At 74.3% G+C, this 26,457-nt stretch carries 22 protein-coding genes and 2 pseudogenes; 10 read left to right on the forward strand and 14 right to left on the reverse strand.

Annotated elements, in window-relative coordinates; translation table 11 throughout:
- From ACGFI8_RS25810 to ACGFI8_RS25840, 7 genes and pseudogenes are all read left to right on the forward strand, one after another.
- Nucleotides 1–536 (forward strand): annotated as a pseudogene (locus ACGFI8_RS25810) (hypothetical protein); the annotation flags it as partial.
- A 163-nt stretch (nucleotides 537–699) separates the two neighbouring features.
- Nucleotides 700–1,665: an alpha/beta hydrolase family esterase gene (locus ACGFI8_RS25815; RefSeq protein WP_392808673.1), complete on the forward strand. Its 966-nt coding sequence runs from the start codon at nucleotides 700–702 to the stop codon at nucleotides 1,663–1,665.
- Between the two features lie 125 nt (nucleotides 1,666–1,790).
- Nucleotides 1,791–5,444 (forward strand): hydantoinase B/oxoprolinase family protein, encoded by a 3,654-nt coding sequence (locus tag ACGFI8_RS25820; RefSeq protein ID WP_392808675.1) that lies wholly within the window; start codon nucleotides 1,791–1,793, stop codon nucleotides 5,442–5,444.
- 129 nt (nucleotides 5,445–5,573) lie between these two features.
- Nucleotides 5,574–8,075: a DUF4118 domain-containing protein gene (locus ACGFI8_RS25825; protein WP_392808676.1), complete on the forward strand. Its 2,502-nt coding sequence runs from the start codon at nucleotides 5,574–5,576 to the stop codon at nucleotides 8,073–8,075.
- Between the two features lie 97 nt (nucleotides 8,076–8,172).
- Nucleotides 8,173–8,511, forward strand: a complete 339-nt coding sequence (locus ACGFI8_RS25830) for a muconolactone Delta-isomerase family protein (protein WP_392808678.1) — start codon at nucleotides 8,173–8,175, stop codon at nucleotides 8,509–8,511.
- 2 nt (nucleotides 8,512–8,513) lie between these two features.
- Nucleotides 8,514–9,434 carry a zinc-binding dehydrogenase gene (locus tag ACGFI8_RS25835; protein WP_392808680.1) on the forward strand — a complete coding sequence of 307 codons (921 nt, stop codon included), beginning with the start codon at nucleotides 8,514–8,516 and terminating at the stop codon, nucleotides 9,432–9,434.
- Nucleotides 9,435–9,468: 34 nt separating this feature from the next.
- Nucleotides 9,469–10,308, forward strand: coding sequence for an alpha/beta fold hydrolase (locus ACGFI8_RS25840; RefSeq protein WP_392808682.1), 840 nt, complete (start codon nucleotides 9,469–9,471; stop codon nucleotides 10,306–10,308).
- A 77-nt stretch (nucleotides 10,309–10,385) separates the two neighbouring features.
- Here the strand turns inward: ACGFI8_RS25840 and ACGFI8_RS25845 are convergent, their stop codons facing one another.
- From ACGFI8_RS25845 to ACGFI8_RS25860, 4 genes are read right to left on the reverse strand one after another with little or no spacing between them, the layout of a single operon-like run.
- Entirely contained in the window at nucleotides 10,386–11,441 is a 1,056-nt protein-coding gene (locus ACGFI8_RS25845; RefSeq protein WP_392808684.1) for an LLM class flavin-dependent oxidoreductase, read from the reverse strand.
- Between the two features lie 11 nt (nucleotides 11,442–11,452).
- On the reverse strand, nucleotides 11,453–12,457 hold the full coding sequence (locus tag ACGFI8_RS25850) for an LLM class flavin-dependent oxidoreductase (protein WP_392808686.1): 1,005 nt from the start codon (nucleotides 12,455–12,457) through the stop codon (nucleotides 11,453–11,455).
- Nucleotides 12,454–13,503 carry a phosphotransferase family protein gene (locus ACGFI8_RS25855; RefSeq protein ID WP_392808688.1) on the reverse strand — a complete coding sequence of 350 codons (1,050 nt, stop codon included), beginning with the start codon at nucleotides 13,501–13,503 and terminating at the stop codon, nucleotides 12,454–12,456. The genes ACGFI8_RS25850 and ACGFI8_RS25855 overlap by 4 nt, the downstream gene beginning before the upstream one ends.
- Before the next feature lie 2 nt (nucleotides 13,504–13,505).
- The gene (locus tag ACGFI8_RS25860) at nucleotides 13,506–14,492 is read right to left on the reverse strand and encodes a methyltransferase (RefSeq protein WP_392808689.1); all 987 of its coding nucleotides are present in this window, start codon (nucleotides 14,490–14,492) and stop codon (nucleotides 13,506–13,508) included.
- Between the two features lie 141 nt (nucleotides 14,493–14,633).
- Between ACGFI8_RS25860 and ACGFI8_RS25865 the strand changes: the two genes are divergently transcribed.
- A complete protein-coding gene (locus ACGFI8_RS25865; RefSeq protein ID WP_392808690.1) occupies nucleotides 14,634–15,473 on the forward strand; it encodes an NAD(P)H-binding protein in 840 nt (279 codons plus the stop codon).
- Between the two features lie 75 nt (nucleotides 15,474–15,548).
- Here ACGFI8_RS25865 and ACGFI8_RS25870 read toward each other — a convergent pair whose 3' ends face one another.
- Nucleotides 15,549–17,003, reverse strand: coding sequence for an MFS transporter (locus ACGFI8_RS25870; protein WP_392808691.1), 1,455 nt, complete (start codon nucleotides 17,001–17,003; stop codon nucleotides 15,549–15,551).
- A gap of 132 nt (nucleotides 17,004–17,135) precedes the next feature.
- Here ACGFI8_RS25870 and ACGFI8_RS25875 point away from each other — a divergent pair, with 132 nt between their 5' ends.
- Nucleotides 17,136–17,483, forward strand: coding sequence for an antibiotic biosynthesis monooxygenase family protein (locus tag ACGFI8_RS25875; protein WP_392808692.1), 348 nt, complete (start codon nucleotides 17,136–17,138; stop codon nucleotides 17,481–17,483).
- A complete protein-coding gene (locus ACGFI8_RS25880) occupies nucleotides 17,470–18,405 on the forward strand; it encodes an MBL fold metallo-hydrolase (RefSeq protein WP_392808694.1) in 936 nt (311 codons plus the stop codon). The genes ACGFI8_RS25875 and ACGFI8_RS25880 overlap by 14 nt, the downstream gene beginning before the upstream one ends.
- Nucleotides 18,406–18,479: 74 nt before the next feature.
- Here the strand turns inward: ACGFI8_RS25880 and ACGFI8_RS25885 are convergent, their stop codons facing one another.
- The 9 genes and pseudogenes from ACGFI8_RS25885 to ACGFI8_RS25925 all read right to left on the reverse strand — a co-directional run bounded on the left by ACGFI8_RS25885 (nucleotide 18,480) and on the right by ACGFI8_RS25925 (nucleotide 26,430).
- A complete protein-coding gene (locus tag ACGFI8_RS25885) occupies nucleotides 18,480–18,905 on the reverse strand; it encodes a nuclear transport factor 2 family protein (protein ID WP_392808695.1) in 426 nt (141 codons plus the stop codon).
- A complete protein-coding gene (locus tag ACGFI8_RS25890) occupies nucleotides 18,902–19,309 on the reverse strand; it encodes a nuclear transport factor 2 family protein (protein WP_392808697.1) in 408 nt (135 codons plus the stop codon). The genes ACGFI8_RS25885 and ACGFI8_RS25890 overlap by 4 nt, the downstream gene beginning before the upstream one ends.
- Nucleotides 19,306–20,193, reverse strand: coding sequence for an aromatase/cyclase (locus ACGFI8_RS25895; RefSeq protein ID WP_392808698.1), 888 nt, complete (start codon nucleotides 20,191–20,193; stop codon nucleotides 19,306–19,308). The genes ACGFI8_RS25890 and ACGFI8_RS25895 overlap by 4 nt, the downstream gene beginning before the upstream one ends.
- A 9-nt stretch (nucleotides 20,194–20,202) precedes the next feature.
- Nucleotides 20,203–20,985: an SDR family NAD(P)-dependent oxidoreductase gene (locus tag ACGFI8_RS25900; RefSeq protein ID WP_392808700.1), complete on the reverse strand. Its 783-nt coding sequence runs from the start codon at nucleotides 20,983–20,985 to the stop codon at nucleotides 20,203–20,205.
- A 14-nt stretch (nucleotides 20,986–20,999) separates the two neighbouring features.
- A pseudogene (locus ACGFI8_RS25905) lies at nucleotides 21,000–21,890 on the reverse strand (acetyl-CoA carboxylase biotin carboxylase subunit); the annotation flags it as partial.
- Nucleotides 21,891–22,044: 154 nt separating this feature from the next.
- Nucleotides 22,045–23,685, reverse strand: a complete 1,641-nt coding sequence (accA, locus tag ACGFI8_RS25910) for a carboxyltransferase subunit alpha (protein ID WP_392808702.1) — start codon at nucleotides 23,683–23,685, stop codon at nucleotides 22,045–22,047.
- Nucleotides 23,682–23,945 (reverse strand): acyl carrier protein, encoded by a 264-nt coding sequence (locus ACGFI8_RS25915; protein ID WP_392808703.1) that lies wholly within the window; start codon nucleotides 23,943–23,945, stop codon nucleotides 23,682–23,684. The genes accA and ACGFI8_RS25915 overlap by 4 nt, the downstream gene beginning before the upstream one ends.
- On the reverse strand, nucleotides 23,942–25,162 hold the full coding sequence (locus ACGFI8_RS25920) for a ketosynthase chain-length factor (RefSeq protein WP_392808704.1): 1,221 nt from the start codon (nucleotides 25,160–25,162) through the stop codon (nucleotides 23,942–23,944). The genes ACGFI8_RS25915 and ACGFI8_RS25920 overlap by 4 nt, the downstream gene beginning before the upstream one ends.
- A complete protein-coding gene (locus tag ACGFI8_RS25925) occupies nucleotides 25,159–26,430 on the reverse strand; it encodes a beta-ketoacyl-[acyl-carrier-protein] synthase family protein (RefSeq protein ID WP_392808706.1) in 1,272 nt (423 codons plus the stop codon). Before ACGFI8_RS25925 ends, ACGFI8_RS25920 begins: the two co-directional genes overlap by 4 nt.
- Nucleotides 26,431–26,457 lie beyond the last annotated feature (27 nt).

Genomic DNA, 26,457 nt, shown 5'->3' on the forward strand with positions numbered 1-26,457 from the left:
TCCGCGCCGGCAGCCTCGACAAGAACCGCCCCGCCGTCGACCTGCTCTACGGCGCCGCAACACTGCCCGCCTACGACTCCAAAGCCAACAACGGCACCGGCGCCTGGCGGCAGGCCCCAACCAACTACACGCCCAAGTTCGGCGCATCCGGATTCGGCAACGCCTACAACAACTACACCTGGTCCATGGTCGTGACCGGCGGCGCACTCTACGTCGGCACCATGGACTGGGGCTACATCAGCAGGTACGCACCCGCCGGCGCCCGGCCCGGGGTCCAGGCCGCACTCGGCACCCCCGACCCGGCATCCTACGGCGCCGACCTGTGGGCATTCACCGACCCGCAACACGCCGCCAAACCGATCGACACCACCGGACTCGGCAACTACCTCAACTACGGCATCCGCACCATGGTCGCCGACGGATCAGCCATCTACCTCGGCATGGCCAACCCGATGAACCTCCGCACCAACAAGGCCGACAACATCCCGGAGGGCGGCTGGGAACTGATCCGGCTCCGCACCTCCGCCGCGGGGTGATGACGCTCTGCCGCGACCGCAATCCCGTCCCGCCGGCCGGTCGGTGCCCGGCGCCGACCGGCCGGCGGCCCTCAGCGAGGAGTGCCGAATTGTCAAGAGAGGCGGAGGCTTCATGATCCGGCGAACCAGAAGTGCGGCGTCCGTCAGTCGTACCGCGTGGGCGGTGGCGGCCGTGGGCGTGCTCATCGTGCTGATCGGCTGCGATACGGCACGTACGCAGGGGCAGGGGACGGCCACGCCGACCGCTCCCACGCCCCAGCTGCGGAGCCCGGCCGTTGCCGTCGGGTCGACCGACCAAACCATCACCGTCGACGGCAGGAAGCGCACGTACCATCTGTACCGGCCGGCCAAGCTCTCGATGTCGAAGCCGGTGCCGCTGGTGGTGATGCTGCACGGCGCCCTGGGCGACGGCCGCCAGGCGGAGATGGCATACGGCTGGGATGCCGAGGCGGACCGTAAGGGGTTCGTGGTCGCATACCCGGATGGGCTCTTCCGATCCTGGGTCGTCAGCGCCGAGTGCTGCGGCCCCTCGGTCAACAGCGGCGTCAACGACGTGGCGTTCATCCGCGCCATGGTGGCCGCCGTCTCGGACGGCCTGCCGATCGATCCGGCCAGGATCTATGCCACCGGGATCTCCAACGGCGGGATGCTCGACTACCGGTTGGCCTGCGACACCACCATATTCGCCGCGATCGGGGTGGTCGCGGGGAAGCAGCTCGGGCAGTGCCCGTCGCCGGCACCGATCTCCGTGATCCATGTCCACGGCACCGGCGACGACATCGTTCCGTACGACAGCCGGCCGGGGAAGATGAACAACGACGGCCAAGGGCTGATTCCGGTCAAGATCGACGCCGTGTCCGTGCCCGACGAGATCGACCAGTGGCGCAAGACCGCGCGGTGTTCCGCCCCGCAGACGCGTACCAAGGCAGACGTCACCACGTCGGTGGCCCACTGCCCCGACGGGCGCGACGTCGAGCTCATCACCATCGCCGGCGCCGGGCACCAGTGGCCGGGCGGCACGTCGATGCCGGCGGCGGAGCGGATGCTCGGGCTGCCCCCGCCGTCGAAGGCGCTGGACGCCACCGACACGATCTGGCAGTTCTTCAGCACCCACCCGCGCAAGGGGTGAGTCCCGGCGCGCGCGTGCCTTGGAGGGCGCAACGCCGCACTCCAAGGCACGCGGCGCGGGTATAGGCGTCTCCGGGGCGGGCGCGGTCACCGTGGCCCGCGCGGAGGCGGAAGGAGGCGATCCGGATGGCAGCGGGGCGCTGGCAGTTCTGGATCGACCGCGGTGGCACGTTCACCGACCTCGTCGCCAGGGCGCCGGATGACGGCCGGCTGGTGACGCACAAGCTGTTGTCGGACAACCCGGCGCGCTACGAGGACGCGGCGGTCGCGGGAATCCGGGCGCTGCTCGGCATCCCCGATACCGCACCCATCCCGGTGGACCAGGTCGACACGGTGCGGATGGGGACCACGGTCGCCACCAACGCGCTGCTGGAGCGCAAGGGCGAACGCACCGCGCTGGTCATCACCAAGGGCTTCGGTGATGCGCTGCGCATCGGCTACCAGAACCGCCCACGCATCTTCGACCGGCGCATCGTCCTGCCGGAGATGCTCTACGAGCGGGTGATCGAGGCGGACGAGCGGCTGACGGCCGACGGCACGGTGCTGCGTGCGCCGGACGTCGAACGGCTGGCCAGCCACCTGCGGCGTGCGCACGATGCGGGCATCCACGCGGTCGCGGTGGTCTGCCTGCACAGCCATCTGCACCCGGGCCACGAACGGGAGATCGGCAGACTGGCCGAGCGGATCGGCTTCCACCACGTCTCGTGCTCCAGCGAGGTCAGCCCGTTGATGAAGCTGGTACCGCGCGGCGACACCACGGTCGTCGACGCCTACCTGTCGCCGGTGCTGCGTCGCTACGTCAAGGCGGTGGCGGCGCGCCTGCCCGGCGTACGGCTGATGTTCATGCAGTCCAACGGCGGGCTGGCGGAGGCCGGGCACTTCCGCGGCAAGGACGCGATACTGTCCGGTCCGGCCGGTGGCATCGTCGGCATGGTGCGCATGTCGCAGCTGGCCGGCTTCGACAAGGTGATCGGCTTCGACATGGGCGGCACCTCCACCGACGTGTCGCACTACGCCGGCGAGTACGAGCGGGTGTTCCACACCGAGATCGCCGGCGTACGGCTGCGCGCGCCGATGATCGACATTCACACCGTCGCCGCGGGAGGCGGGTCGATCCTGCACTTCGACGGCACCCGCTTGCGGGTCGGGCCGGACTCGGCGGGGGCCGACCCGGGGCCGGCCTGCTACCGCAACGGCGGGCCGCTCACCGTCACCGACGCCAACGTGATGCTCGGCCGGGTCCAGCCCGCAACCTTCCCCCGGGTCTTCGGCCCGGACGGCGACCAGCCGTTGGACGCCGATGTGGTGCGACGGCGGTTCGCCGACCTGACGGCGGACATCGCCCGGCGGACCGGCGACGAGCGCACCCCGGAGCAGGCCGCCGAGGGCTACCTGCGGATCGCGGTCGCCAACATGGCCAACGCGGTGAAGCGGATCTCGGTGCAGAAGGGCCGTGACGTCACCGAGTACGCGCTCACCACGTTCGGCGGGGCCGGCGGGCAGCACGCGTGCGCGGTGGCCGACTCGCTGGGCATCCGCACCGTGGTCGTGCCGCCGATGGCGGGCGTGTTGTCCGCCCTCGGCATCGGCCTCGCCGACACGACCGCCATGCGCGAACAGTCGGTGGAGGCCCGCCTGGAGCCCGCGTCGATGCGGCGGCTGACCGAGGTCGCGGACACCCTGGAGGCGGCGACGCGCTCGGAGCTGCTGAACCAGAACATCCCGGACATCCCGGACATCCCGGCCCAGCGGATCCGGGTGAGCCGGCGCGTGCACCTGCGCTTCGACGGCACCGACACCGCGGTGCCGGTGGAGCTGGCCGACCTTGACGCCATGGTGGCGGCGTTCGAGGCCGCGTACCGGCGAATGTACTCCTTCCTGATGGACCGGCCGCTGATCGTCGAGGCGGTCTCGGTCGAGGCGGTCGGGCTGACCGAACAGCCGGACCTCTCCCGGCTGGGTGAGCCCACCGGCACGCCGGCCGGGGCCGCCGATGCGGCGCCGGCGAGCACGGCGCGGCTGTACACCGGCGGGACATGGCGCGCGGTGCCGCTCCACGAGCGGGAACGGCTGCGCCCGGGCGACACGGTCCGCGGCCCGGCGATCGTGGCCGAGGCGAACGCGACGACGGTGCTCGACGAGGGCTGGCGAGCCGCGGTGACGAGGTTCGGCCATCTCCTCATGGAACGGGAGCGGCCGGCCGCCGAGACATCCGGCACGACGACCCGGGTCGACCCCGTGCTGCTGGAGATCTTCAACAACCTGTTCATGTCGATCGCCGAGCAGATGGGTGCCCGCCTGGAGTCGACCGCGCAGTCGGTGAACATCCGCGAGCGGCTGGACTTCTCGTGCGCGCTGTTCGACCCGGACGGCAACCTGATCGCCAACGCGCCGCACATCCCGGTCCACCTCGGCTCGATGGGCGTCAGCGTCAAGGAGGTCGTCCGCCGCCGCGGCACCGCCATGAAGCCCGGCGACGTGTACACGATCAACGACCCGTACCACGGCGGCACGCACCTGCCCGACGTCACCGTCGTCACCCCCGTCTTCGGCCCCGTCCCCGGTGCCGGGCGGCGGGAGATCCTGTTCTACGTGGCCTCCCGCGGCCACCACGCGGAGATCGGCGGGCTCACCCCCGGCTCCATGCCGGCGACCAGCCGCGACGTGCACGAGGAGGGCGTGCTGTTCGACAACTGGCTGCTGGTGGAGGACGGCGTGTTCCGCGAGCAGGAGACGCTGGGGCTGCTCACCGGCGGGCGGTACCCCTCCCGGAACCCGACGACCAACCTCGCCGACCTGCGCGCGCAGGTCGCCGCGAACGCCAAGGGCGTCGAAGAGGTCGGCAAGATGATCGACCACTTCGGCCTGGACGTGGTGCAGGCCTACATGCGGCACGTCCAGGACAACGCCGAGGAGGCGGTACGCCGGGTCATCGACGCCCTCGCCGAGGGCGAGTACCGGTACGAAATGGATTCCGGCGCGACGATCTCGGTGCGGATCACCGTGGACCGCGCCCACCGCGGCGCGACGATCGACTTCACCGGGACGTCACCGCAGCTGGACACGAACTTCAACGCCCCCTCGTCGGTCGTGACCGCGGCGGTGCTGTACGTCTTCCGGACCCTGGTCACCGACGACATCCCGCTCAACGACGGCTGCCTGCGCCCGCTGCGCATCGTGGTGCCCGACGGTTCGATGCTCGCGCCGGCCTACCCCGCGGCCGTCGTCGCCGGCAACGTCGAGACGTCACAGGCGATCGTCGGCGCGCTCTACGCCGCGTTGGGCGTCCAGGCCGAAGGGTCCGGAACGATGAACAACGTCAGCTTCGGCAACGCACGACACCAGTACTACGAGACCGTCGCATCCGGCTCCGGCGCCGGCGACGGGTTCGACGGGGCATCGGTGGTCCAGACCCACATGACGAACTCCCGGCTGACCGACCCCGAGGTGCTCGAATGGCGCTTCCCGGTGCTCCTCGACGAGTTCGTCGTCCGGCGCGGCAGCGGCGGCGCCGGGCGGTGGCGGGGCGGGGACGGGGCGGTGCGCCGCATCCGGTTCCGCGAGCCGATGACGGTCAGCACCCTGTCCGGCCACCGCCGGGTGCCGCCGTACGGCATGGCGGGCGGCTCGGCGGGCGCGCTCGGCGCCAACCGGGTGGAACGCGCCGACGGCGGTGTCGTCCACCTCGCCGGCTGCGACTCGGTCGACGTCCGGCCCGGCGAGGTGCTGGTCGTCGAGACACCGGGCGGCGGCGGGTACGGCAGCCCGAAATCCCCCTGAGGCAGCTCATCCGCGGCGGGCGAATGATCGCGCACCCCCGGCAGGACCGTGTCCCCGGGGCCGATGACGACGGCCGCGCTTCATACTTGAGGAGATCGTCACGGCGTTCCTGGCAGTGGGGAGTCCTCCGTGGCACGGGGTCGGTTGCGGATCTATCTGGGCGCGGCGCCCGGGGTGGGCAAGACCTACGCGATGCTGGCCGAGGGCCAGCGCCGCCGAGCCCGGGGCACCGACGTCGTGATCGGATTCCTGGAACCACACGGCCGGAAGGTGACCGCGGCGATGGCCGACGGGCTCGAGGTGGTGCCCCGCCGTGAGTGCGGCTACCGCGACGCCCGGTTCACCGAGATGGACCTGGACGCGGTGCTGGCCCGGCACCCGCAGGTGGCGCTGGTCGACGAGCTGGCGCACACCAACGTCCCGGGTTGTCGAAACGCCAAGCGCTGGCAGGACGTCGAGGAGCTGCTCGACGCCGGCATCGACGTGGTCACGACCCTCAACATCCAGCATCTGGAGTCGCTCAACGACGTGGTACGCCAGATCACCGGGGTCACCCAGCAGGAGACGCTGCCGGATGCGGTGGCGCGGCGGGCGGAGCAGGTCGAGCTGGTCGACATGACGCCGGAGGCGCTGCGCCGGCGGATGGTGCACGGCAACGTCTACCCGCCGGACCGGATCGAGGCGGCGCTCACCCACTACTTCCGGCCCGGAAACCTGACCGCGCTGCGGGAGCTGGCCCTGCTGTGGCTGGCCGATCGGGTCGAGGAGGGCCTGCAGCGGTACCGGGCCGAGCACGGCATCGCCACGGGCTGGGAGACCCGCGAACGGATCCTGGTGGCGCTCAGCGGTGGCCCGGAGGGCGAGACCCTGATCCGGCGTGCCGCCCGCGTCGCGGAGCGCATCCAGGGCGCCGATCTGCTCGCCGTGCACGTGATGCCGTGTGACGGGCTGGCCTTGGGCGGCCAGTCGGCGCTGGCCACCCAGCGGGCGCTCGTGGAGTCGATGGGCGGCCGCTACTACCAGATCGTCGGTGACGACGTGGCCAAGGCGATCATCCAGTTCGCCCAGGCCGAGAACGCCACGCAGATCGTGTTGGGGGCCAGTCGCCGGGGTTGGCTGGCGTCGGCGTTGACCGGCGAAGGCGTGGGTGTCCGCGTGACCCGCTTGTCCGGATCGATCGACGTGCACATGGTCACGCACGAGCACGCGGCCGGCCCGCCCGGGCTGCGCCTGCCACGCGCGGGCCGCGGGTTCGGTGTGCGACGGTACGTGGCCGGTGCCGCCCTGGCGGTACTGCTGCTGCCCACCCTCACCATGGTCGGGCTGCAGGGACGGTTCACACTCTCCAGCGCCCTGCTGGGTTACCTGCTCCCCGTGATCGCGGTGGCGTTGACCGGAGGGCTGTACGTGGCACTGGCAACAGCGGTGGCGGGCGCCCTGCTGGCCGACTACTACTTCACGCCCCCGCTGCACAGCCTGGCCATCGCCAGACCCGACGACGCGGCGGCAATGGCCGTCTTCGTCGTCGTCGCGACGTTCGTCAGCTGGGCGATCGAGACCGCGACCCGGCAGACCCGCCGCGCCGCACGCGCGTCGGCGGAGGCCGGTGCGCTGAGCACGCTGGCCGGCGCCGCGCTGGGCGGCCACAACCTGCCGGCCCAGCTGGAGCAGATACGGCAGCTCTTCGGGCTGGACGCGGTCAGCCTGCTCGACCGGGAACCCGGCCCCGGACCGGACTGGCACGTGCTGGCCTCGTCGGGCGAGCGGCCACCGGAGCATCCCGCCGAGGCCGACACCAGCGTCCCGGTCGGAGAGACGCTCACCCTGGCCGGGCGGGGCCGCGTCCTCGGCGACAGCGACCAGCGGGTTCTGGTGGCCTGCGCCGTCCAGATCGCCGCCTGCCTGGACCGCCAGCAGCTGGCCGCGCGCGCCGCCGACGCCGACCAGAAGATCGCCGCCGACAGCGCGCGCACCACGTTGCTGCTGGCCACCCAGCGGGAACTGCAGGCGCCACTCGCGCAGATGCAGGACACGCTGGACCGGCTCGCAACCCACGACCCGCTCGGCGCCGAACAGCGGCACGAGCTGGCCGCCACCGGCCAGGCCAGCCTCGCCCGCATCGCGACCCGCCTCACCGACCTGCAGGACCTGGGGCAGGCCCGCGCGGGGGCGCTGGACATCCATCTGCGCCCCGTCGAGCTCGACGACGTCCTGTCGGCGGCGCTCGACGATCTCGGGCCGGGAGGGCACGACATCGTCGTGGACACTCCCGAAGACCTGCCGGACGTCATCGCGGACGCCAACCTGCTCACCCGCGCGGTCACCAGCCTCGCGACCAACGCCCTGGACCGCAACCCGTGCACCGCGCCGGCCACGGTGACCGTCAGCGTCCTGCCCGACAGCCTCGCGATCAACATCATCGACCATGGCCCCGGCGCGCCGGCCCCGCACGAACCACGCCCCGCGGGGCCGGCGCGCGGGACGACCGGCCCGATCCCGGACGGCAGCCTTCCGGTGCGCACCGCGCAGGCGCTCACCGAGGCCATGGGCGGCACCCTGCACCGCCACGACACCCCCGGTGGCGGACTCACCTTCAGCCTGACGCTGCCCAGGACCACCACCCAGTCGTAGCCGGGCGGCGGCCTGGAGGGGGCGCCGAGCCGACCTCCAGCGAGGCTCCACCGGCGGCGGCGACGCTGGCGAACACCACCGATCGGAAGGGCTCACCATGCCACTCTTCGCCGTGTTCACCCAGCAGGCGCCCGCCGGCATCAGCGCTGACGAGTTCCGTCACCGGCTGCCCGAGGGCTTCGGCTACATCCAGGGCCTGATCGACAAGGGCATCATCAAGCACAGCTGGATCGTCGTCGGGCAGTCGGGCGGGCTGAACATCTACGACGTCGCCTCGCACGAGGAACTGACCGACGTGCTGTACGGCAACCCGCTCGCCTCGCACCTGAAGCTGCGGGTGCTGCCGCTGTCGACCCCGGGCGGCTTCGACGTGGAGGCGTTCGCCACGCGCGACCTGCCCGACGCCGGCGCCGAACCGGCCGCCACCACCGGCTGACCGTGCGCGCGCTGGTCAGCAGCGGCGAGGGCGAGCTCGGCATCGCCCTCGCCGACGACATTGCGGAGCCCATCGCCGCGGCGGACCGGGCCGTGATCCGGGTCAGCGCCGTCGGGCTCAACCGCGGTGACCTCACCGTCGCGGCGCTCCAGCCGGCGGGCAGCCGCCTGGGCTGGGACGTCGCCGGCACCGTCGAACGGCCGGGCGCGGAGGGGCCCGCGGCCGGCACCCGGGTCGTCGGGCTCGCCGTCGACCGGGACGGGTTCGCCGAGCGGGTGGCGGTCCCGACCCGGTACCTCGCGGTCATCCCCGGCGGCGTCCCCGACGCGACCGCGGCCGCGCTGCCCGTCGCCGGGCTGACCGCCCTGTACACGCTGCGCAACGCCGGCCTGCTGCTCGGCCGCACCGTGCTGGTGACCGGGGCCGGCGGCGGCGTCGGGCGGGTCGCCGTCCAGCTGGCGGCCGCCGCCGGGGCGCGGGTGCTCGCCCGGGTCGGCTCGCCGCAGCGGGCGGAAGGGTTGACCGGGCTCGGCGCCGCCGCTGTCGGCACCTACGACGAACCGGTCACCGAGCCGGTCGACGTGCTGCTGGACAGCGTCGGCGGACCCGTGCTGCGGCAGGCGTTCCAGGCTGTCGGCGCCGACGGCCAGGTCGTCAGCTTCGGCAACACCAGCCGGGCGCCGCTGGAGCTGCCCCTCGACTGGGGCCGGTCGCGCCCGGGGGTGACGCTGCGATACGTGCACCTGTTCCGGGAGACGCCGCGCCGCCCGGTGGGGCGCGACCTGGCCGGGCTGCTCGACCTGGTGGCGCGGGGGCGGCTCGACCCGCAGGTCGCGGTCACCGCGGCGTGGACCGATCCGGGGCCGGTGCTCGCGGCGCTGCACGGGCGGCGGGTCAACGGCAAGGCTGTGCTGACGCTGTAGGTGGGCTCCAGCCGTCGTTCCTAGCGTCGACGGCATGGCACACTTCACCGCATCCGACGGCACGGTCCTGCAGTACGAGTCGATCGGCGACGGGCCGCCGCTGCTGCTGGTTCCCGGCGGCCCGCGCGCCGCCCGATACCTGGAGGACCTCGGCGGCCTTGCCGCCACCCGGCGGCTGATCCGCTTCGACGCCCGGGGCACCGGCGCCTCGCCGCGACCGGCCGACCCCGGCAGCTACGCCTACCCGTCCCTGGCCGAGGACGTCGACGCCCTGCGCACGCATCTGGGCATCGACCGGGCCGACGTCCTCGGCCACTCCGCCGGCTCGGTCGTGGCCACTGCCTGGGCCGCCGCGCACCGCTGCGCGGTCGGGCACCTGGTGCTCGTGTCGCCGAGCCCGCAGCTGTACGGCCAGGGCGGCGGCGACGCCGGGCGCATCCTCGCGGCGCGGGCGGCGCAGCCCTGGTACCCGGCCGTCGCCGAGGCCGCCGGCGAGCTCCTCACGCTGCCGCCGACCGCCGCGCCGGAGCTGGTCCTGGACGTGCTGGACCGGTACACGCCCGCGGCGTACGGCCGCTGGGACGCCCGGCAGCGGGAGCACGCGGCCACCCAGCGCGCGGACTTCGCGCTGGAGGCGTGGACGGGCTTCTGGGCAGGCACGGACAACGCCTGGTTGACGTCGCTGCGGTCGGTCACCGCGCCCGTGCTGGTGCTCACCGGCGACCGGGACGGGCTGACCGGCGTGGAGGTCGGCGACGTGGCGGCGGCCGGCTTCCCGAACGCCAAGCACGTCACCCTGCCGGGCGCCGGCCACTACCCCTGGGTCGACGAGCCGGCCGCCTTCGCCGCCGCGGTCGCCCAGTTCCTGCCCTGACCGTACGGCTCCTGTCCCGTACCACACGACGAGCGCCGGTACCGCCCGCACGGTTGCGGGCGGTACCGGCGCCACGACTATGCGAACTCGGGCAGGATGTGCTTGGCGAACAGCGAGACGGTGCGCTCCGACTCCGCCAGCGGCATGTTGCCCGACACCACCTGCAGGCTGATCGTCGACTCGCCGAACCACTCCCGGATCCGCCGCAGCCGGTCCAGCACCGCCTCCGGCGTCCCGACCAGCACCCGGTCGTCGCCCAGCTGGCGGTCGAAGTCGGCGGAGCTGACCTTCCTGACGATCTCCTCGTAGCCGGCGTACTGCTCGCTGCGGGTGGTCGACCACGCCGACACCGCCTCGAGCAGCTTGCCGTTGGTCCACTCGCTGTAGCGGCGGCCCAGGCGGTACGCCTCGTCGGCGTCCTCGGCCAGGTAGCAGTTGTAGGACAGGTGGATGTCACCGCCGGCGGGGTCGAGCCCGGCGGTCTCGCGGGCGGCCCGGTACCGGGCGATCATCTCCTGCACCTTCTCCCGCTTGTTGATCGACGGCACGAGCAGCAGGCCGTAGCCGTTGCGCCCGGCCGCCTCCGCCGACTCGGGCGTGATCGCGGTGGCGACGAGGACGGCCGGGTGCGGCCGCTGGTAGGGCCGGGGCAGCAGGGTCACCGGGCCGAACCGGTGAAAGCGCCCCTCGAAGACCACGTCGGTCTCGGTCCACAGCCGGCGGACCGCCTCGACACCCTCGTCGAAGCGGGGCCGGCTCTCGTCCAGCGGCACCCCGAACGCGGCGAACTCGTCGGGCAGGAACGCGCGGCCGAAGCCGACGTCGAGCCGGCCGTGCGCCAGGTTGTCGAGCATCGCCAGCTTGCCGGCGAGCTTCACCGGGTGGGTGAACGCCGGGATCACCGCGCCGGTGACCAGGCGGATCCGGCTGGTCCGGGCGGCCGCGGCGGCGAGGAAGGTGACCGGGTCGGGGCTGTAGCCGCCGTAGGCGAAGAAGTAGTGCTCGACGGTCTTGACGTGGTGGAAGTCGAGCCGTTCGGCCAGCTCGACCAGGGCCAGGGCGTCGTCGAAGTACTCGGCGGCGTCCTTGTCGGCCGGGCCGACGGTCGGGAACAGGTTGATGCCGAAGCGCATGGTGCGTCCTCTCAGGCGGGCACCGGACTCAGCGCGAACGCCTCGGCGAGCAGCTCGTAGGAGCGCAGCCGGTCCCGGTGGTCGTGGATCGTGGCGAGCGCGATGACCTCGTCGGCCCCCGTCGCCTCGGCGATGGCGAGGATCCCGTCCCGGACCCGGTCCGGGGTGCCGTGGATGTAGCGCGGGAACTCGAAACGCTCGGCGCCGAGCGGGTCGTCGCCGTCGGACAGCTCCAGCAGCGCCTGCTCGGGGCTGGGCACCGGCCGCACGTCGTTGTGGCCGAGTCGGCGGCGGAACGCCCGCTGGGTGGCGTAGATGCGCTCCGCCTCGGCGTCGGTGGGGGCGCAGTACACCCCGATGCCGAGGATCGCCTTGCCGGCGCCGCCGCTGCGGGCCCGGTAGCCGGCGAACACGTCGCGCGTCGGCGCCGGGTTGATGAAGTGCGCGTAGGCGTAGGGCAGGCCGAGCTGGGCGGCGGCGACCGCGCTGCGCGGGCTGGAGCCCAGCAGCCACACCTCGGGCACGCCGGTGCCGGCCGGGGTGACCACCGCGTCGTGGAACGGATGCCCGGGCGGGAAGCCGTCGGTCAGGAATGCGAGCAGCTCGACAAGCTTGTCGTCGAACTCGTCCGGCGCCGGGGCGAGGCTGCGCACGCTGCGCAGCGCGTAGCTCTCCAGCGGGCTGGAGCCGGGCGATCGGCCGATGCCGAGGTCGATCCGGCCCGGATGCAGCGCTTCGAGGGTACGGAACACCTCGGCCACCTTGAACGGGCTGTAGTGCCCGAGCAGCACCCCGCCGGAGCCGACCCGGATCCGTGACGTGCGCGCCGCGATCGTCGCGACGACCACCTCCGGCGCGCTGCTGCCGTGCGAGTGCATGGCGTGGTGCTCGGCGACCCAGAACCGGGTGTAGCCGAGCTGGTCGGCCAGCTCGGCCAGCTCGACCGTGTTGTGCAGGGCCTGCGCGGGCGAGTACCCGTCGCCGACCGGTGACTGGTCCAAAATGGACAGTCTCATCCTCCGACCTCCTCCAGGATGTTCGCGAGCAGTCGCGAAGCGTTGCGGTGCAGTGGGAAGTCCGTGGGCAGCAGCGCGTGCCCGGTGGCGAGGACGGCCAGCCGCGCGGTGAGCATCGCGAACTGCACGGCGGCGAGCACCCGGTAGCAGTCCAGCGCCCGGACCGGGCGGCCGGTGGCCCGCTCGTACGCGGCGACGGTCCGCGCCGCGTCGGGCAGCCCCGGCAGCCGCGGCGCGCCGATGCCCTCGCTGAGGTGCCGGTCGAGGTGCAGGTACCAGGCCAGGTCCCGTTCGGGCGCGCCGAGGCCGACCAGCTCCCAGTCGAGCGCCGCCCGCACCGCGCCGCCGGCGAAGACCAGGTTGCCCAGCCGCGCGTCGCCCCAGCGCAGCACCGGCGGGCGGTCGTCGGCGGGCAGGTTGCCGCGCAGCCACTCCAGTCCACGGTGGACGGTCGGGTGCTCGGCGCAGCCGAAGAAGCCGGCGTCGCCGGCGAGTTCGTCGAGCTGCGCGGCGGCGCCGGCCGGCCCGAGGTGCCCGGCCAGCGGGGCCGGGTCGAAGCGGTGGATGCGCGCCAGCACCTCGACGCCGTGGTTCCACGCCCGGGCCTGAATGCCGCCGGACGCCTCGAACAGCCAGCCCGCCGTGTGGTAGCTGGGCAGGTCGGCCGGCACCGAGCCGGCGACGTGGCCCAGGACGTAGAACGGCGCGCCGAGCACCTGCGGGTCGTGCTCGAAGCCGAACACCGGCGCCACCGGCACGTCGGAGCGCTCGGCGAGCAGCCGCTGCACGTGGTACTGCTGCCAGAACCGCGGCCGCGGGAACAGCTGGAACGTCGTCGGGGCGACCCGCACCACGAACCGCCGGGCGGTCTGCCCGTCGGGTCCGATCCAGGTGGCGTCGACGACGAGGTTCTCGCCGGAGAAGCCGGTGGTCGCCGGCGCCCGCACCGCCTCGACGCTCAGGCCGGCGGCGTCGAGCCTGCGCCCCAGCCACCACGTCAGCGCCCGGCGCGTGGCGTCCAGGTCGCGGGCCTGCCGAACCGCCACCGTCAGGCCTTCCGCGCGGTGAGCAGGCTGGTGGTGGCGACCAGCGGGGCGACGTCGACGTCGGCGAAGCCGGCCCCGGCGAACCAGCCGATCGCATCCGCCGGGCTGTACTCGGCGCCGCCGGCCGACCACACCAGCATGTTGAGGCTGGCCAGCACGTTGGGCAGCTGCGGCCGGGCCGGGTCGATCATCGGGTCGTACGCCAGGGCGGTGCCGCCCGGCGCCAGCGCCGCGTGCGCCGCGGCGGCGAGGAACCGGCGCCGCTCGACCGGCCAGTTGTGCAGCACGTGCCCGAACAGCAGCACGTCGGCCGCCGGCAGCGGATCGGCGAAGAAGTCACCGGCGACGAAGGAGATCCGCCCGGCCAGCCCGAGCGACGCCACGTGAGCGTCGAACGCCGGCTCGACGCCGGGCAGGTCGAACACCCGGACGCTGAGGTGCGGGTGGGCCTTGACGAGGTGGGCGGCGATGTTGCCGCGGGCGCCGCCGACGTCGACGACGCTGGTGTACCGCGACCAGTCCAGCTCGGCCAGGGCGGCCCCGATCGGCGCGTTGAGCACGTCCATGGCGTCGAAGAAGGCGGTCCGGCTCGCGGCCTCGGCGTGGACCGGCGCGTACGGGTCGCCGCCGTGGGCCTGCCGGTTCGCGGGGCGGCCGGTGCGCAGGCTCTCGGCGAGGTGGTCCCACGCCGGGTGCAGCGTGCGGTCCAGGAAGTCGAGGAACCCGCCCAGGTGCCCGGGCCGGCCGGGCACCAGGTGCCGGTCGGCCGGGGCCGTGTTGTGGTACGCGCCGTCGCGCCGCTGCACCAGGCCCAGCCCCTCCAGCCCGGCGAGCAGGTCCGGCACCCCGGCCGGGTGCAGGCCCAGCCGGTCCGTCAGCTCGGCGGCCGTCGCGGGCGCCTCGGCGAGCGCGCCGAACACGCCCAGTTCGACGGCGGCGGACAACAGGCGGGCCCGGCGGTACCCGGACGCGATCTCCAGAATCTCCATCGGCGGCTCCTTCGTCGGCGGCTGCTGCGGCTCGACGGTAGGTTCGCGCGGTGGAGCGCCCGTGGAGCCGCCCTCCACCGCGCCGCCGGTCGTGGCGGCGGCTCGAGCGGCCTTCCAGGCACGGCCGGTACACACGAGCCCATGACGATCCTGGTGACCGGTGCGACCGGAACCCTCGGCCGCGCCGTGGTGCGGCAACTGCTCGACGCCGGCGCGCGGGTGCGCGCCCTGACCCGCGACCCGGCCCGGGCCGGCCTCCCGGCGGACGTGGAGGTGGTGGCCGGGGACCTCGGCGACCCCGCGACGCTGCCCGCTGCGACGTCCGGCGTGCGTCAGGCGTTCGTGCTCTCGATCGGCCCGGACAAGGCCGGCCACGATCGCAACCTGGCCCGGGCGGCCGCCGCCGCCGGCGTCGGGCACCTCGTGGCGCTGTCGTCCCTCGCGGTGCAGGAGCGGCCGCTGGGCCGGCTCGGCCGGTGGCACGCCGACGGCGAGGCGGCGGTGCGCGAGGCCGGCCCGGACTGGACGATCGTGCGGCCGAACGGGTTCATGTCCAACGCGCTGGACTGGGCGCCACCCGTACGCTCCGGCGGGCTGGTCCGCGCACCCTACGCCGACCTGCCCGCGGCCGTCGTCGACCCCCGGGACATCGCCGCCGTCGTGGTGCGGGCGCTGCTCGACGGGCACGCGGGGCGGGTGCACGCCGTCACCGGCCCGGAGGCGCTCACCCCGGCGCGGCAGGCGGCGATCCTGGCCGACGTCCTCGGCCGGGAGGTGCGGTTCGCGCCGCTGACCCACGACGAGGCCCTCGATGCCATGGCCCGCCGGATGCCGCGGGCCGTCGCCGAGGCGGTGCTGGAGGGGCGAGCCAACGGGGACCCGCTGCGCGCGCGGGTCTCCCCCGCCGTCGAGGAGGTGACCGGGAGCCCGCCCCGGACGTTCCGCACGTGGGTGACCGACCATGCTCTCTCCTTCGCCTGACCGATCCGCCACCGCGACGTGGCCGTGGCCCGGCATCGATCCGCCGACGACGCCGGGCCACCATCCCCCACACCCCTACGAGGTGGCCTCGGCCGGTTCGGCCCGGCTCGGCGCCGGCTGAGCCGGCGCGGGCGCCGGGCCGGGCGCGGCGAGCGAGGTCACCGCGCCCACCACGGCGAACAACGCGCCCAAGAGGAACGCCAGCCGGTATCCGGACACGACCGCGCTCGCCTGCGCCGTGCCGCCGCCGAGCAGCGACGAGGCCCTCGTGGTGGCCACGGTGGCCAGCACGGCCAGGCCGATCGAGCCGCCGACCTGCCGGGTGGTGTTGATGACGCCCGAGGCCAGCCCCGCCTCGTGCCGCTCGATGCCGGACGTGGCGGTGATCGCCAGCGGCGTCATCGCGATGCCGGCGCCGAGGGTCACCAGGATCATCGGCGCCAGCAGGTGCACGGCGTAGCGGCCGTCGACCGGGATCAGCGCCAGCCAGCCGAGCCCCACGCCGGACAGCAGCGGCCCGCCGATCAGCAGCGGCCGGACGCCGACCCGCTTCAGCAGCGGCGGCCCGGCGTAGGCGCCGGCGGTCATCGCGATCGCGCCGGGCAGGAACGCCAGGCCGGCCCGCAGCGGGTCGTAGCTCAGGACGTTCTGCAGGTACAGCGACAGGAAGAAGAAGTGCGCGATGACGGCGCAGCCGAGCCAGAACATGACCAGGTTGGCGACGGTGACGCCCCGGTTGGCGAACAGGCGCAGCGGCACGACCGGCGCCGCGGCGACCTTCGCCTCGTGCACGACGAACCAGATCAGCAGCGCGGCCCCGCCGAGCAGCGGCCCGAGGGTCACCGCGTCGCCCCAGCCGTGGGCCTGGCTGTTGACCGTGCCGTAGACGACCGCGACGAGCCCGGCGGTGACGAGGACGGAGCCGACCAGGTCGAGGCGGCGGTTGGCCTGCTCGGCGCGGCTCTCGGGCAGCAGCGCCCGCGCCGCGAGGATCGCCCCGACGCCGATCGGCACGTTGACGAAGAGGATCCAGCGCCAGTTGACCAGGTCGGTGAGCACGCCGCCGAGCACCGAGCCGAGCGCGGCGCCGCCACCGGAGACGGCGCTCCACGCGGCCATCGCCCGGGCCCGCTTGGGCACCTCGACGAAGGTCGTGGTGAGCAGGGTGAGCGTGGCGGGTGACAGGATCGCGCCGCCGATGCCCTGCGCACCGCGGGCGAAGATCAGGGTGAGCTGGTCCTGTGCGAGTCCGCCGACGAGGCTCGCGGCGGTGAACACCGCCAGCCCGGTGATGAACATCCGGCGCCGGCCGAACAGATCCGCGGCCCGCCCCCCGAGCAGCAGGAATCCGGCGAAGGCCAGCGCGTAGGCGTTGACGACCCACTGCAGCCCGGACTCGCTGAAGCCGAGGTCGGACCGGATCGCGGGCAGTGCGACGTTCACGATCGACACGTCGAGCACCACCATCACCTGCCCGAGACAGAGCAGGGACAGCACCGCCCAGTCCGGGCCGCTGCGGTCGGTCTCCATGGTCGCTCCCATTCAGTTGGACTTGTCAGTGCAGTACGTTAGACCTACTAGTCTAGTGGGGTCAAGCGATCGGCGGCGCCGATGCAGCGGAACTCCAGGAGCGCTCGACCGGCCGGAACGACCGTGGAAACCATGACGGTCGTGTTCGTGAACACCCTGCGTGTCACCGGATCCGCCGAGGATCTCGAGCGCATCTACGCCGACGTCGCCGCGTTCTTCAGCGCCCAGCCGGGCCTGCTGCGCTACCAGCTCCTCCGCTCGACGGGCGACCCGTCCGTGTACGTCAACATCGCCGAATGGCGGGACCTCGAGGCCTTCCGGACCGCTACGTCCCAGGAGGCCTTCCGCACGGCGCTGCGGGTGTCCGCGGTCTCCACCGGCGAACCGCACGTCTGCGACGTGGTGTTCGCCGGCGCCGGCCCGGGCGAGGAGCGGGAGCCGCGGGGACCCGGCAAGGCGCCGGCGGGTGGGCGGCGGTGACGGCCCGGGGCCCGGCGGGCCGCCGGTGACCGCGCTGGTCGAGGTCGGCACCAGCGCGTACGCCTTCGTCCAGCCCGGCGGGGGCTGGTGCGTCAACAACGCCGGCGTCGTGGTCGGCGACCGGCGGACGCTGCTGGTGGACACCGCCGCGACGAAGGCCCGCGCGCTGGCCCTCCGCGACGCGGTCGCGGCGCTCGACCCGCGCCCGCCCGGCCTGATCGTCACCACCCACCACCACGGCGACCACCACCTCGGCAACGCCGTGTTCGCCCCGCCGGCCACGGTCGTGGCGCACGACGCCGCCCGGCCCGAGATGGCGGCCCGCGGCACCGCGCTGCGCCACGTCTGGCCGGACGTCGACTGGGGCGACCTGCCGCCGGCCCTGCCGGCGGTCACCTTCACCGACCGGCTCACCATCCGCCTGGGACGCTGCACTGTGCAGCTTCGGCATCTCGGCCCGGCGCACACCACCAACGACGTGGTGGCCTGGCTGCCCGAGCAGCGCGTGCTCTACGCCGGCGACCTGGTGCTGCCGGAGCACACGCCGTTCATCCTGATGGGCTCGCTGCCGGGCAGCATCGCGGCGACCGAGGCCCTGCTGGAGCTGGAACCGGCCGTCGTCGTCGGCGGCCACGGCCCGGTCGCCGGCGCCGAGGCCGTGGCGGCGACCCTGCGGTACCTGCGCTGGCTGGACGCCCTGGCCCGGGCCGGCCGGGCGGCCGGGGCGACGCCGCTGGAGGTGGCCCGCTGCGCCGACCTCGGCGAGTTCGCGGCATGGGGCGAGCCGGAACGCCTGGTGGCGAACCTGCACCGCGCGTACGCGGAGCTCGCCGGCGCCGCGCCCGGCGCCTACCTGCCGTCGGCGGCGGTCTTCCCGGACATGGAGGCCTACCACGGCGGCCCGTTGCCCTGCCACGCCTGAGGACGCGAGGGCCCGGACGGACCGGGGTCCGTCCGGGCCTTCGCGGGGTCCTCTAGGTGGCGGGGACCCGCCACCTATCCGGCCGTCGGCGGCGCTGCCGCGTCGTGGACGACCGTACGGCGGTGGACCCGCCACGAGTCGCCGGCCGGCACCAGCAGATCCTCGCCGCCGGTGCTGTTGTGCAGCACCGGCCGCCCGCCGACCGGCGTCTCGATGTTGAACGCCAGCCAGCGGGTCCGGCCCGCACCGTCCGCGCGCAGCATGCCCAGCCAGTACCGGCGGGTGACCCGGGAGCCGGCCCGTTTCGCGACCGCCGCGCGCAGTGCCGCCGCGATCGCCACGCGCCCCGACCGCACGGCCGGCGCGCCGCCCGCGAAGGTGCGGCCCGCCGGCGCGTGCTGGGTGAAGACGGCGCCGGCGGTGAACGTGTCCGCCCACTCCTCGACGGCGCCGTCGTCGAGCAGCCGCAGCTGCCGGACGTAGAACTCCTCGAGGGTCACGCCGTGTGGCCGTCGTGCACGACGTACCGGGACCGCACCAGGTAGCTGTCGCCGTGCCGTACGAGCACGTCGTCGACCGCGGTGCTCAGGTGCAGCGCCGCCACGCCGCCGCGCGGCGTCTCGATGACCAGCGCGTAGTACCGGGTGTGCAGGGTGCCGTCCGGGCGCTCGTCGACGGTGAGCATGCCGAGCCAGTGCCGGCGCACGGCGCCCCGCTCGGCAAGCGCGTCGGCGGCCCGGCGCAGCCCGGCGCCGATGTCGAGCCGGCCCCGCCGCGGTGCGGGGCGGCGGTCCTGGCCGAACTCGCCGTCCTCGGTGAACGTCGCCGCCCACTCCTCCGCCTTGCCATCGTCGAGCAGCCGCATCTGCGCCGCGTAGAACTGCTGGACCCGCGCGTACGTCATGCCGAGACTCCCGCGGCGTGGCGCAGCGTGGCCAGGCTGTTGGCGCCCAGGGCCTCGCGGACGAAGGCCCGCCGGTCCTCCGGCGCGCCCGGCTTCAGCACGACGGTGTGCCGGGAAGTGGCGCGCACCCGGCCGCCCGCCTCCTCGAACGTCCACTGTCCGAGATGGACGGAGACCAGCGTGGGCAGCAGCAGTTGCTTGTAGACGATCCGGCCCTGCCCCGGCCGGCCGACCCGCACCGACTCGGTGGTGTGACTCGAGCCGTCCGTGGCGAGCGTCTCCAGCCGCAGCACCTGGACGTCGTCTCCCTCGGCGCGCAGGTCGACGCCGCGTACGTGGGGCAGCCGGTCGGTCCACCGGTCGGCCTCCCAGATGAACGCGTACGCGTCGGCGGCGGTGCCGCGCCACTCGACGGAGTCCTCGAACGTGTACGCCCGGTCGCCCTGCTCGGCGCCGGCCTTGAGGGCGGCCAGCTCGGCGGTGCTGTTGCGGTCGACGGCCGCGGAGATCCAGTCGAGGGCCTGCGGGTCGTCCTCGACCGCGCGGTAGTCGTGCGTGAGGGTGACATGGCTGCCGCCGTCCGGCCCGTCGTCGACGATCCAGGTGCCGCCCATCGAGGCGACCGGCGGCGCGGAGACCTCCTGCCGGAAGGTGATCCGGCGGGCGGCGGCGTCGAAGGTACGCCGGGATGTCCACGCCTTCACCGCGCCGTTGGCGGTCGCCCACAGCCGCAGCCGCTCGCTGTCGCCGGTGCGCTCGGCGACCTCGGCGTGCACGGTCGGCGGGAACAGGGCCGGCCAGCCGGTGGCGTCGGCGAGCAGCGCGTACACCGTGCCGGGCGGCGCGGCGACCGCGATGTCGTGCACGAGGTGCTGTTCTGACATCAAGGCTCCTCAGTAGTTGCCGAGTCCGCCGCAGACGTTGATCGCCTGCGCGGTGATCGGGGCGGCGGCGGGCGTGACGAGGTAGCCGACCAGCGCGGCGACCTCCTGCGGGGTCGAGTACCGCCCGAGCGGGATCTTGGCCTGGAACCGGTCGAGCACGTCGTCCTCGGTCGTGTCCCAGGCCGCGGCGTAGCCGGCCCGCACGCGCTGCGCCATCGGCGTCTCCACGTAACCGGGGCAGACGGCGTTGACCGTGACACCGGTCTTCGCCAGCTCCAGGCCGAGGGCCTTGGTGAACCCGACGACGCCGTGCTTCGAGGCGGAGTACGGCGCGCCCAGCACCACGCCCTGCTTGCCGCCGGTGGAGGCGATGTTGATGATCCGCCCGCCGGCCCGGCCGGCGAGCCCGCCGGCGTTGAGCACCTCCCGGGTCAGCCGGAAGACGGCGGTGAGGTTGGTGGCGATCACGTCGTCCCACAGCTCGTCGGCGATCTGCGCGGTGACCCCGCCGCCGCTGCGGCCCGCGTTGTTGACCAGGACGTCGATCGGGCCGTACCGCTGCACGGCGCCGGCGACGAGGGTGCGGATCTGGCCGTCGTCGCGGACGTCGGCCGCCTGCCCGTCGACGTCGAGGCCGTCGTCGCGCAGCCGCTTGACGGTCAGCGCGACGGCGTCCCGATCGCGGGCGCACAGGTATACGCTGATCCCGGCGGCGCCGAACGCTCCGGCGACGGCGAGGCCGATCCCGCTGGTGGCGCCGGTGACGAGCGCGTGCCGGTGTGGTGCGGTCATGCTTCCTCCTTCGGTGGCGGGGTCGCCTGAAGCCGGGCGACGAGCCCGGTGTCGTGGGTGCCGGCCCGGAACGCCGGGTCGGCCAGGACGCCGTGCAGGAACTCGGCGGTGGTGCGCACCCCGGCGCCACTGACGCGCAGGTCGGCAAGGGCGCGGCGCATCCGGGCGATCGCGGCGTCCCGGTCGGGCGCCCACACGACGAGCTTCGCCAGCAGCGAGTCGTAGGCCGCCGGGATCCGGTAGCCGGGGTACGCGTGAGTGTCGACCCGCACGAACGGGCCGCCGGGCGTGGCGAACTCGTCGAGCCGGCCCGGCGCCGGGGCGAACCCGCGCCGCGGGTCCTCGGCGTTGACACGGCACTCGATCGCCGCGCCGCGGGGCACGACGTCGGCCTGGGTGAAGCCCAGCGGCGCGCCCGCGGCGATCCGCAGCTGCTCGGCGACCAGGTCGAGCCCGGTGACCAGCTCGGTGACCGGGTGTTCGACTTGGATGCGGCAGTTGACCTCGAGGAAGGAGAAGCCGCCGGCGTCGTCGACGAGGTACTCGAAGGTGCCGGCACCGACGTAACCGGCGGCCAGCGCGCCCCGCACGCTGGCCTCGCCCATCCGCCGGACGAGGTCGCGGTCGAGCCCCGGCGCCGGGGTCTCTTCGATCAGCTTCTGGTGGCGCCGCTGCACCGAGCAGTCGCGCTCCCCGAGGTGTACCGCGCCGCCGCGCCCGTCGGCCAGCACCTGGATCTCGACGTGCCGGCCGCGCGGCAGGTACCGCTCGACGTACACCCGGTCGTCGTTGAACAAGGCCTGCGCCTCGGCCCGCGTGCGGGCATAGGCCTCGGCGAGGTCGGCGGCTCGGTCGACCACCCGCATGCCGCGACCGCCGCCGCCCGCCGCCGACTTGACGATGACGCGTCTGCACCCACTGCTGTGGTGTTCTGTGCGGCGGGGAAGCGCAGCTCCACCCACACATCGCCCGAACGGACCCGGACCAGTTCCGGCACGGCCTGCCCGGCGGCGGCCAGCCGCAGCGCCGTCTCCCGGACGGCGTCCAACACATCCGAGGTCACGCCGCCACCTGGGGTACTGGGGCGCCGAAGCGGCGGAACCGCGCGTGCCGGCCGACGATGAGCCGCGGCGGGTTCAGCGGCAGCAGCGCCCGCAGCTCCTGGACCAGCGCGGCGCGCAGCAGCCGCGCCGCCTCGGCCGTGTCGGTGTGCGCGCCGCCGGGCGGCTCCGGCACCACGCCGTCGACGATGCCGAGGCGCAACAGGTCGGGCGCCGTCAGCCGCAGCGACCGGGCGGCCTGCGGCGCCATCACGGGGTCGCCGTGCAGGATGGCGGCGCACCCCTCGGGGCTGATCACGGAGTACACCGCGCCGGACAGCACGAGCACCCGGTTGGCGAGGGCCAGCGCGAGGGCTCCGCCGCTGCCGCCCTCGCCGGTGACGACCGCCACGACCGGCACCGGCAGGCCGGCCATCAGCCGCAGGTTCTCCGCGATGGCGATGGCCTGACCCTGCTCCTCGGCCTCCGGTCCGGGGTACGCGCCGGGGGTGTCGACCAGCGTCACGACGGGCAGGCCCAGCTTCGCGGCCAGCCGCATGAGCCGGGCCGCCTTGCGGTACCCGGCCGGGGTCGGCATGCCGTAGCGGCTGGCGGCCAGCTCCCGCGCGGTGTGGCCCTTCTGGTGGCCGAGGACGAGGACGGGGATGCCGTCGAGGCGGGCCAGGGCGCCCACGATCGCGGGGCAGTCGCCGCCGATCCGGTCGCCGTGCAGCCGTTCGACGTCGGTGAAGATGCGGCCGAGATAGTCCACGGTGGTCGGGCGGTCGACGTTGCGGGCCTGCCGGACGGTCTCCCACGCGTCGCGCTCGGGCAGCCCGGCCGGGTCGCGCAGCACCGCGTCGCCCGGCCCGGACGGCTGCGGCGGCCCCTCGCGGCGCGTGCCGACGGTGAGCAGCCGGGCCAGCGTGCCGCGCAGCGCCGGCCGCGGCCGGATCGCGTCGATCAGGCCGTGCTCGAGCAGGTACTCGGCGGTCTGGAACGACGGCGGCAGCGCCCGGCCGATGGTCTGCGCGATGACCCGCGGGCCAGCGAAGCCGAGCCGGGCGCCGGGCTCGGCGACGGTGACGTCGCACAGCGAGGCGTACGAAGCGGCGACCCCGCCGTAGGTCGGGTCGGTGATGACCGCGACGGTCAGGATGCCGGCCTCGTCGAGCTGGGCGAGGGCCTGGCTGGTCTTGGCCATCTGCATGAGCGCGACGGTGCCCTCCTGCATCCGGGCGCCGCCGGAGGCGGGCACCAGCAGCAGCGGGGTGCGCTCGGCCAGGGCGGTCTCGGCGGCCCGGGTGACCAGCTCGCCGACCGCGGCGCTCAGGCTGCCGCCCAGGAACCGGAAGTCCATGACGGCGGCGATCACCGGGAGGCCCTCGATCGTGCCGCGCACGCAGACCACGGCCTCGGACAGGCCGGTCGCCGCGCGGGCGCGGGCCAGCTTGCCGGCGTACCCGGGATCGGTGTCCTGGGCCGGCTCGGCCGCGGGCGCCGGCAGGGGCCGCACGCTGTGCGGGTCGAGCAGCTGCGCGATCCGCTCGGGTGCGCCGAGCCGGTGGTGGTGCCCGCACTCGGGGCAGACGCCGAGGTTGCGGGCGAGCCGCGGGGCGTACAGCGGGATCCGGCAGCCGGCGCACAGGGCGAAGCTCATCGCTCACCGGCCAGGGCGAGGTTGACCAGCTCCACGAAGTCGCCGGGGGTGCGCGCCTCGACCACCGTGTCGTCGGCGAGCCGGACCCGATAGTCGCGCTCCACCCGGCCGGCCAGCTCGAGCAGGGCGAGGGAGTCGTAGCCGAGCTCACTGAACGGTACGTCGGCGATCTCCGCGTCCAGGCCGGTGGTGTCGTCCTCGCCTGCGACCTCGCGCAGGATCCGGCGCAGCTCGTCGAGGTTCAGCGCGGTGTAGCTCATGCTCGTGCTCCTTCCGCTGTGGGTGAGGTGAGAACCACCGCCGCGTTGAACCCACCGAACCCCCGGGCGAGCACCAGGGCGGTGCGCAGCCGGGCGGGGCGGGCGGTGGTGACGAGGTCGAGGTCGTAGCCGACCGGGTCGACGTTGACGGTCGGCGGCACGATCCCGTCGCGCAGCGCGAGCGCGGCGGTGGCGAGGTCGAGCGCGGCGCCGCCGGAGGCGAGCCGGCCGGTCATGGTCTTGGGCGCGGTCACGGGTACGCCGTGTGCCCCGAACACCGCGACGAGCGCGCCGGCCTCGGCCCGGTCGAGGTCGGCGACCCCGGCGGCGTCGGCGAACACGACGTCGACGTCGGCCGGTGCGACCCGCGCGTCGGCCAGGGCCTGTTCGACGGCGCGGCGCAGGGTGCCGGGCCGCCCGCTGCCGGCGGGCGGATCGAACGTCGCGGCGTACCCGGCGACGACCGCCACCGGCGTCGCGCCGCGGGCACCGGCGGCGTGCGCGTCCTCGACGATGAGGATGGCGCCGCCCTCGCCGGGCACGTAGCCGGCGGCGTCGCGGTGAAACGGGCGGTACGCCGTGCCGGGGTCGTCGCCGGCGCTGACCCGCCCGTTGGCGAGCTGGGCGACCCAGCCCCACGGGCACAGCGCGCTGTCGACGCCGCCGGTGACGACGACGGCGACGCCCTTGCGCACGTGCCGGCGTGCCTGGGCGAGGGCGTCGAGGCCGCCGGCCTGCTCGGTGACGAGGACGCCGCTGGGGCCTTTCAGCCCGTGCCGGATGGAGATCTGGCCGGTGTTGACCGCGTAGAACCACGCGAACGACTGGTACGCGCTGACGTGGTCGCCGCCCTTGCTCCACAACTTCTCCAGCTCGCGCTGGCCGAACTCGAAGCCGCCCGACGCGCTGGCGGTGACCACCCCGGCGGCGTACTCGGGGAGCCCGGCGGGGTCCAGCCGGGCGTCGGCCAGGGCCTGCTCGGCCGCGACCAGGGCGAGCCGGGTCATGTGGTCGGTCGGCGGCAGCAGCCGCCCGGGCAGGTGCCGCCGCGGCTCGAAGCCGGGCACCTCGCCGGCCAGCCGGGCCGGGTACGACCCCGGGTCGAAGCGGGTGATCCGGCCGATGCCGGAGCGGCCGTCCAATGTGGAGCGCCAGTACGCCTCGGTGCCGAGGCCGTTCGGGGCCACCACCCCGATGCCGGTGATGACGACGGTCACGCCTTCACCAGCACCATCGCGCTCTGGAAGCCGCCGAAGCCGCTGCCGACCGACAGCACGACGTCGGTACGGTGCTCGCGCGCCTCCAGCGGCACGTAGTCCAGGTCGCACTCGGGGTCGGGCTCGTGCAGGTTCGCCGTCGGCGGTACCACCCCGTGCTCGATGGCCAGGGCGCACGCGGTGATCTCGATGGAGCCGATCGCGCCGAGCGAGTGCCCGATCATCGACTTGATGGAGCTGACCGGGATCGCGTACGCGTGCGTGCCGAGGCTCAGCTTCGCCGCCGCGGTCTCGTGCCGGTCGTTCTGCTTGGTGCCGGAGCCGTGCGCGTTGAGGTACGACACGGCGGTCGGGTCCAGCCGGGCCTCGCGCAACGCCACCCGGATCGCGTCGGCCATCTCGACGCCGTCGGGGCGCAGGCCGGTCATGTGGAAGGCGTTGGCCCGGCCGGCGAACCCGGCGATCTCGGCGTACACCTTGGCGCCGCGCCGCCGGGCCCCGCTGAGCTCCTCCAGGACGAGCACGGCGGCCCCCTCGCCGAGCACGAACCCGTCGCGGCTGCGGTCGAACGGCCGGGAGGCATGGGCCGGGTCGTCGTTGCGGGCGGTGGTGGCCTTGATGGCGTCGAAGCAGGCCACGGTGATCGGGGAGATCGGCGCGTCGGTGGCGCCGGCGACCGCCACGTCGGCGGAGCCCTCGCGGATCAGGTCGACGGCGTGGCCGATGGCGTCGAGCCCGGAGGTGCAGCCGGTGGAGACGACCGCGGCCGGGCCCTCAGCGCCGGCCGCCCAGGCGACCTCGGCGGCGAGCGAGCTCGGCACGAGGTAGTCGTACAGGTGCGGCACCGCGTAGCGATGGTCGACGTGCCAGTGCCGGCCGGCGTCGGACACCACCGCGTATTCGCGCTCCAGCGAGGTGGTGGCGCCGACCGCGCTGCCGATGACGGTCGCGGTGCGGGCCGGGTCACGGTTGGCGAAGTCCAGCCCGCTGTCGGCGAGCGCTTCCCGGGCGGCGACGACGGCGAACTGGGCGGCCCGGTCCATCCGCCGGGCCTCCTGCTGGGTCAGCCCGGCCGCGCCCGGGTCGAAGTCGACCTCCGCGGCGACCCGGGAGCGAAACGCTCCGGCGTCGAATGCGGTGATGGTCCGGGTGGCGGTCCGTCCGCTGGTGAGCAGCTCCCAGAACGCCTTGGTGCCGGTACCGCCGGGGGCGATCACCCCGATGCCGGTGATGGCGACCCGGCGCCGGTCTTGCCTCGCTTCTGCCATGTCCAGAACCGTGGCAAGCGTCGATGG

The sequence above is a fragment of the Dactylosporangium sp. NPDC048998 genome (assembly GCF_043197855.1).
Classification (GTDB): Bacteria; Actinomycetota; Actinomycetes; order Mycobacteriales; family Micromonosporaceae; genus Dactylosporangium.